The 6,380-nt window shown below is 62.3% G+C and carries 5 protein-coding genes and 1 pseudogene; all 6 read right to left on the bottom strand.

All coding sequences use genetic code 11. The features are described from left to right. Nucleotides 1-385 precede the first annotated feature (385 nt). A complete protein-coding gene (gene cheW / locus AWB65_RS24560) occupies nucleotides 386-907 on the bottom strand; it encodes a chemotaxis protein CheW (protein WP_087669627.1) in 522 nt (173 codons plus the stop codon). 31 nt (nucleotides 908-938) lie between these two features. Then, nucleotides 939-3,155 carry a chemotaxis protein CheA gene (cheA, locus tag AWB65_RS24555; protein WP_087669618.1) on the bottom strand — a complete coding sequence of 739 codons (2,217 nt, stop codon included), beginning with the start codon at nucleotides 3,153-3,155 and terminating at the stop codon, nucleotides 939-941. 87 nt (nucleotides 3,156-3,242) lie between these two features. Next, entirely contained in the window at nucleotides 3,243-3,623 is a 381-nt protein-coding gene (locus tag AWB65_RS24550; RefSeq protein ID WP_087669617.1) for a response regulator, read from the bottom strand. 144 nt (nucleotides 3,624-3,767) lie between these two features. Next, a pseudogene (gene motB / locus AWB65_RS24545) lies at nucleotides 3,768-4,763 on the bottom strand (flagellar motor protein MotB); the annotation flags it as partial. 39 nt (nucleotides 4,764-4,802) lie between these two features. Beyond that, nucleotides 4,803-5,663: a flagellar motor stator protein MotA gene (gene motA / locus AWB65_RS24540; protein ID WP_087660229.1), complete on the bottom strand. Its 861-nt coding sequence runs from the start codon at nucleotides 5,661-5,663 to the stop codon at nucleotides 4,803-4,805. A gap of 126 nt (nucleotides 5,664-5,789) precedes the next feature. Beyond that, nucleotides 5,790-6,362, bottom strand: coding sequence for a flagellar transcriptional regulator FlhC (flhC, locus tag AWB65_RS24535; protein WP_087669616.1), 573 nt, complete (start codon nucleotides 6,360-6,362; stop codon nucleotides 5,790-5,792). Nucleotides 6,363-6,380 lie beyond the last annotated feature (18 nt).

The following is a 6,380-nucleotide window of genomic DNA, read 5'->3' as shown; positions in this document are numbered from 1 at the left end:
AAAACCATCTTGTGCTTGCGCTTCCTGTTGCCTTGGATTCTCTGCGCGGTGCACCCAACGTCTGAGCGCGTAGCGCGAGGACGGATGTATGACTGCTGCACCGGTCCGGTGTACCGCGCGTTGCCACAGTGGGTCCGCGAGCCAAGCCCCGTTCCTCCGTGAGGGCGACACTTACTCTCCAGCGCCAATCCGTTGCAACGCCAGTGAGGGTTCGTTAGCACTGGCGGTTGAAAGCTGCTTTCTTTGCTTACTTTCTTTGCAGCAGCAAAGAAAGTGAGTCCCGCCCCGGACAGGGGCAGAGCTAATAGACCGCTAAAAAGGCAAGTTCCATCGGAGCACAAGCGCATCAAACGGTGTACACAACACCCCCGAGCGCCAGCGAAAATCAAACCCCGACTAATTCGATGAGTTCCATCTCTTTGCTGGTCATGAGTTTTTCGATGTCCATGAGAATGAGCATGCGTCCGTCGACGGTGCCGAGCCCGGTGAGATACTCGGTCGTAAGCGTCGCTCCGAACTCCGGCGCAGGCATGACCTGCTCAGCGGTAAGCGTCAAGACATCAGAAACCCCATCCACCACCATCCCCACCACGCGATGCGCGACATTAAGAATAATGACAACCGTCTGATTGTCATACTCGACGCGTCCAAGATTGAACTTGATCCGCATATCAACGATCGGCACGATGATGCCGCGCAAATTGATCACGCCTTTAATAAACGTCGGCGCATTCGCAATGCGGGTGACATTGTCGTAACCCCGAATTTCCTGCACCTTCAAAATGTCGATCCCGTACTCTTCGGCGCCAAGCGTGAAGACGAGAAACTCCTGCCCCGCAGCCTCTGCGTGCTGCGCATCGCGTCGCTGCGATGCGGCGGAATGAATCGATTGAATGTCTGCTGCCACGTGAGCCCCCGGAATCGGTTGGTGTTGCAAATTAGGAATGAGCGTGCGATCCGTGCTGCGCACGCGATTCGCGATTGAGCGCGGCCACATCGACGATCAGCGCGACACTGCCGTCGCCCAGAATCGTCGCGGCGGAAATGCCGTGCACCTTGCGGTAATTCGTCTCGAGATTCTTCACCACGACCTGCTGCTGTCCGACCAGTTCGTCGATCAGCATCGCAAAGCGGCGGCCCTCGGTCTGCATGATCGTGACGATGCCCTGCGTCGGTTCGGTCCGCGCGCCTTCAACGGAAAACACGTTGTGCAGCGCGACCAGCGGCAGATACTCTCCGCGCACGCGCACGACGCGCTCACCGTTGGCGACGGTGTAGATGTCCTCAGCCACCGGCTGCAGTGACTCCATCACGAAGTTGAGCGGCAGAATGAAGATTTCGTTGCCGACCTTCACCGACATGCCATCGAGAATCGCAAGCGTCAGCGGCAGCATGATCTTCGTGGTCGTGCCACGGCCTTCGCGCGACGTGATCTCGACGTGTCCGCCCATCGACTGGATGTTGCGCTTCACCACGTCCATGCCGACGCCACGCCCCGAAATATCGGTGACTTGCTCGGCGGTCGAGAAGCCCGGCATGAAGATGAGCTGCCACACTTCGTCGTCGCTCATCGACTCGCTGACCTGCATGCCCTGCTTCTGCGCCTTCGCGAGAATCTTGTCGCGGCGCAGGCCCGCGCCGTCGTCGCTGACTTCGATCACGATGTTGCCGCCGTGATGCGCCGCCGACAAAACGAGCTGCCCCGTCGTCGACTTGCCCGCCGCGCGGCGGGCATCGACGGTTTCGATACCGTGGTCGAGCGAATTGCGCACGAGGTGCGTGAGCGGATCGATGATGCGTTCGATCAGGCTCTTGTCCAGTTCGGTCGCCTGGCCGAACGTGACGAGTTCCACTTCCTTGCCGAGCTTGCCCGCGATGTCGCGAACGAGACGCGGGAAGCGGCTGAATACGTAATCCATCGGCATCATGCGGATGGACATGACGGCTTCCTGCAAATCGCGCGCGTTGCGCTCGAGTTGCGCCATGCCGTTGAAAAGCCGGTCGTGCAATGCAGGGTCGAACGTGCTGGTGGTCTCGGCGAGCATCGCCTGCGTGATCACCAGTTCGCCGACGAGGTTGATCAGTTGATCGACCTTCTCCACGCCGACGCGAATCGAGCTGCCTTCCGCCGATGCCGCCGCGGCGGGACGCGCCTTCTCAGCCGCTTTCGGCGCCTGATCCGGGCGGATGCCGGCGGCGGCTTGCGCCGCCGCCGGTGCCGCTTCTTCTTGCCTGGGCGCTGCCACCGCCGCCTCTTGGACCTGCTTTTGAGCTACCGCCGGCGCTGCGTCCGTTACCGGAGCGCAGTCGACCGACGACGCATCCGCCGCGTTCCCGCGACCGACGACGATCTGCGACTCGTCGATCACGAAACAGCACACGGCGATGATGTCGTCGGAAGACACATCGGAGTCGAGCCACAACACGAGGTCGCTGCCTGACTTCTTCTGGCCGGCGATACTGCCCAGATTGCCAAGCTCATCCGTCAACAGAGCCTGGTCCTTCTCGCCCACCCCCCGTAGCGTAATTTTCAGGTGGGGTCCTGCTTCCGCGCCGGCGCCGGTGTGTCCCGGCGTAGCGTCCTGCGCGAATCCTGCATTCGATGCTGAATCGGTAATGTCGAAGGCGTCGTCCCAGTTACCATCGTCTTCGATGATTTCGTGCGTCTGCGCGATCACGTGCGCGGGCGGTGCATTCGGGCCTTCGTACGCCAACTCTTCGGCGACGGCCGCCACTTCAACCACCGGCGCAACGCTCGGTCCCGCGTCCCCGCTCTTCAGGCGTTCGAGCTTCGCGCAGATCGCGGCGGCCGCAGCCGCATCCGGCTCGGCGCTCGCGCGATACGCGGCGAGCTGGTCGGAAAGCACGTCCTTGGTGGCAAGGAACGTGTCGATCATGTCGCGGCGCAGGACGAGTTCGTTGTTGCGGGCGCGGTCGAGCAGCGATTCGAGGATGTGCGTCGTCTCGGTGAGCGCGGTGAAGCCGAAGGTCGCCGCGCCGCCCTTGATCGAGTGCGCCGCGCGGAAGATCGCCGCGAGGTCCTCGGGATCGGGATTCGCGATGTCGAGCACGAGAAGCAATTGCTCCATTTGCGCGAGCAGTTCGTCGGCTTCGTCAAAAAACGTTTGATAGAACTGGGTAATGTCGAGTGTCATGCTTGAGTCACCGCGGGAATGCTGGTCAGTCGGCGCCGTCGTGCGCGTTCAGTGTGTGTCTGGTCTACGGCCTTTTGCGCAAATGCTTTAGCCCTGTTGCGCTTCTTCCGACAATGCCGCGACGAGTTCCGTCAACAGCTCAGGGTCGAGCGGCTTCTCGATCCAGCCGGTCGCGCCCGCGCCGCGTGCCGCGTCCTTGAACGGCTCGCCGTCCTCGGTCGTGAGCACGAGGATCGGCGTGGTCTTGTAGGCGTGGTTCGCGCGCAATTCGACAATCAGGTCGAGGCCGTTCTTGCCCGGCATGTGATGGTCGGTGAGCACGAGATCGAAGCGCTCGGCGAGCGCCGCTTCGAGCCCTTCGATGCCGTCGGCCGCGACCGTCACGGCGTAGCCCGCCGCGGTCAGCGTGACCGAAAGAATCTGCCGCATGGAGGCGGAATCGTCGATTGCCAGGATGGTGTTGATCATGAAAATCTCTTGCTCGTTTGACCGAACGGGTTCGGGCCGTCACTGCTGTTGAGCGGTCGTGGCGGAGGAAATGGGGGGTGTTGCGGTCGCGATCGTCACGCGCTCTATCGGCGAGTCGATCGCGGCCTGGTGCGACGGCCTGGCGGGCTTGGTCGCCGCCGGGCCGAGCTTGTCGATCAGCGGCCTGGCTGCCGCGCCAGGCAGAGCGGAACCATTAGCATTCGCCGCGTTGTCGAGCAACGTGGTCGCCGCGGCGTCGTCGTGCGTCATCGCGAGTTCCGACTTGCGGTTGAGCACGATGATGCTGATGCGCCGGTTCTCGGGGTCCATCGAGTCCTTCTTGTTGAGGTTTTGCGTCGACGCGAGGCCGATCACGCGCAGCACCTTCGCTTCATCCATGCCGCCCGAGATCAGTTCGCGCCGCGACGCGTTCGCGCGATCCGCCGACAGTTCCCAGTTGCTGTAGCCCTTCTCGCCGCCCGCGTACTGCACGGCGTCGGTGTGTCCTTGCACGACGATGCGGTTCGGCACGTCGTTCAACGTCCTGCCGATCTCGCGCAGGATGTCGCGCATGTACGGCTGCACGTTTTCATTCGACAGCGCGAACATCGGCCGCTTCTGCGTATCGACGATTTCGATGCGCAAGCCCGTCAGCGTCGAATCGATGCGGATCTGCTGCTTGAACTGACGCAGCGCCGGGTTCGCTTCGATCGCCGCCATGAGCTTGATCTGAAGATCGTGGAGGCGCGCCTGCTCGCGACGTTCGAGTTCGGATGTCGCGTCCTTCAGGTCCTGCTCGCTCGGCCGCATCGACATACGCTTGCTGTACGTGCCGTCGCTCATACGCGTCGTGCCCGGTTCGGGGCTGGAAATGTCGCGCCCGCCGCCTTGCAGGATGCTTGAATCCATGCCGGTGCCCTGCCCGCCCATGATCGCGGCCTTGAGCGGCATGTTGAAATACTCCGCGATGCCGCGCCGCTGCACCGGCGACACCGAGCTCAGCAGCCACATCAGCAGGAAGAACGCCATCATCGCGGTCATGAAGTCCGCATACGCGAGCTTCCACGCGCCGCCGTGATGACTCTTGCGGCGGCTCATCACGCGCTTGATGAAGATCGGACGGTCTTTGTCGTTGCTCATCCCGGTGCCTTTGTAGTCACGCGCAGCCATGAGCGCACGTCACTTCGCCTTGACCCGGCGCACGTGCTCTTCCAGCTCGGAAAACGACGGACGCTCGGTGGAGAAGAGCACCTTGCGGCCGAACTCGACCGCGATCGAGGGCGCATAGCCGTTCAGGCTGGCGAGAATCGTTACCTTGATGCACTGGAACATCTTCGTCGACTCCGCGACGCGTTGTTCCGCCACGCTCGCGAGCGGCCCAATCAGGCCGTACGACATCAGGATGCCGAGGAATGTCCCGACGAGTGCCTGCGCGATCATCTCGCCGAGGATGGCGGGCGGCTGGTCGGCGGAGGCCATCGTATGCACGACGCCCATCACCGCCGCGACGATGCCGAACGCCGGCATTGCGTCGCCCACCTTGTGCAGCGCCTGCGCCGGGCCTTCGCCTTCGGCGTGATGCGTTTCGATCTCCTCGTCCATCAGGCTTTCGATCTCGAACGCATTCATGTTGCCGCCGACCATCAAGCGCAGGTAATCGGTCAGAAAGATGACGATGTGTTCGTCGGCGAGAATCTTGGGGTACTGGCTGAAGATCGGGCTCTTGTGCGGGTCCTCGATATCGGATTCGAGGGTCAGCGTGCCTTCCTTGCGCGCTTTCGCGAGCAGCACATAGAGCAGCGCCATCAGCTCCATGTACACGTCCTTGTTGTACTTCGAGCCCTTGAAGAGCGTCGGGATGACGCGCAGCGTGGCCTTGATCGTCTTCATCCCGTTGCCGAGGATGAACGCGCCGACACCCGCGCCCGCGATCATCAGGATTTCGACCGGTTGCACGAGCGCGCCGAGATGCCCGCCTTCCAGCGCGTAACCGCCGAAAACCGACAACAGTGTCACTAGTGTTCCCACGAAAATCAGCACAGTCGAGTCCTCATGTTTCGATGCGGCAAGACCGCCGTTAAGTGGTTTACGGCATGAAGCGTCAAAACTTTGGGGGAAGTGCCAACAGGCGCCAGCGACGGAACCCGCGTGGAAACGGGGTTTCGATTACGCTGCGATTTCGGCGTCGCCGGGCAGCGCGGAAGTCGCGACGCTCGCCGCGCTCGCCTTGCGCGTCTTGCCGGCGCGCGACGGCGGCTGGCACAAACCGCAGACGTAGCCCTGCCGCAAGTCGAAGGCGTGTGCGACGAAATGACCGCTGCAGCGCGAGCAGGCGCTCGTCTGCAGCATGTTGGAGTCGAAGAAGCGGATAAGCGTCCAGGCGCGCGTGAGGCTCAGGATTGGCTCTTCGCCGTGCAATTCGTTGTGTTCGAGATAAAGGCGATAGCTCTTGACGATCGCCTGGATCGGCTCGCAGCCGCCGTGCTCGCTGATGAACCGGTAGATGCCGTAAAAGAGCGACGAATGGATGTTCGGCTGCCACGTCATGAACCAATCGGTCGAGAATGGCAGCATGCCCTTCGGGGGCGACACGCCCTTTAGTTCCTTGTAGAGGCGGATCAGCCGGTCGCGCGAGAGGGTCGTCTCCGCTTCCAGCAATTGCAGCCGCGCCCCGAGTTCGATCAGTTCGATCGCCAGGGTGATCTCGCGGACTTCACCGATCACGCTCTTTGTCACCATCCGGCCGGCTCCGTCGAC

The sequence above is a fragment of the Caballeronia humi genome (genome assembly GCF_001544475.1).
In the GTDB taxonomy this organism is placed as follows: Bacteria; Pseudomonadota; Gammaproteobacteria; order Burkholderiales; family Burkholderiaceae; genus Caballeronia; species Caballeronia humi.
Note: the sequence above shows the minus strand (reverse complement) of the source record. Positions and strands in the feature narration are given on the sequence as shown.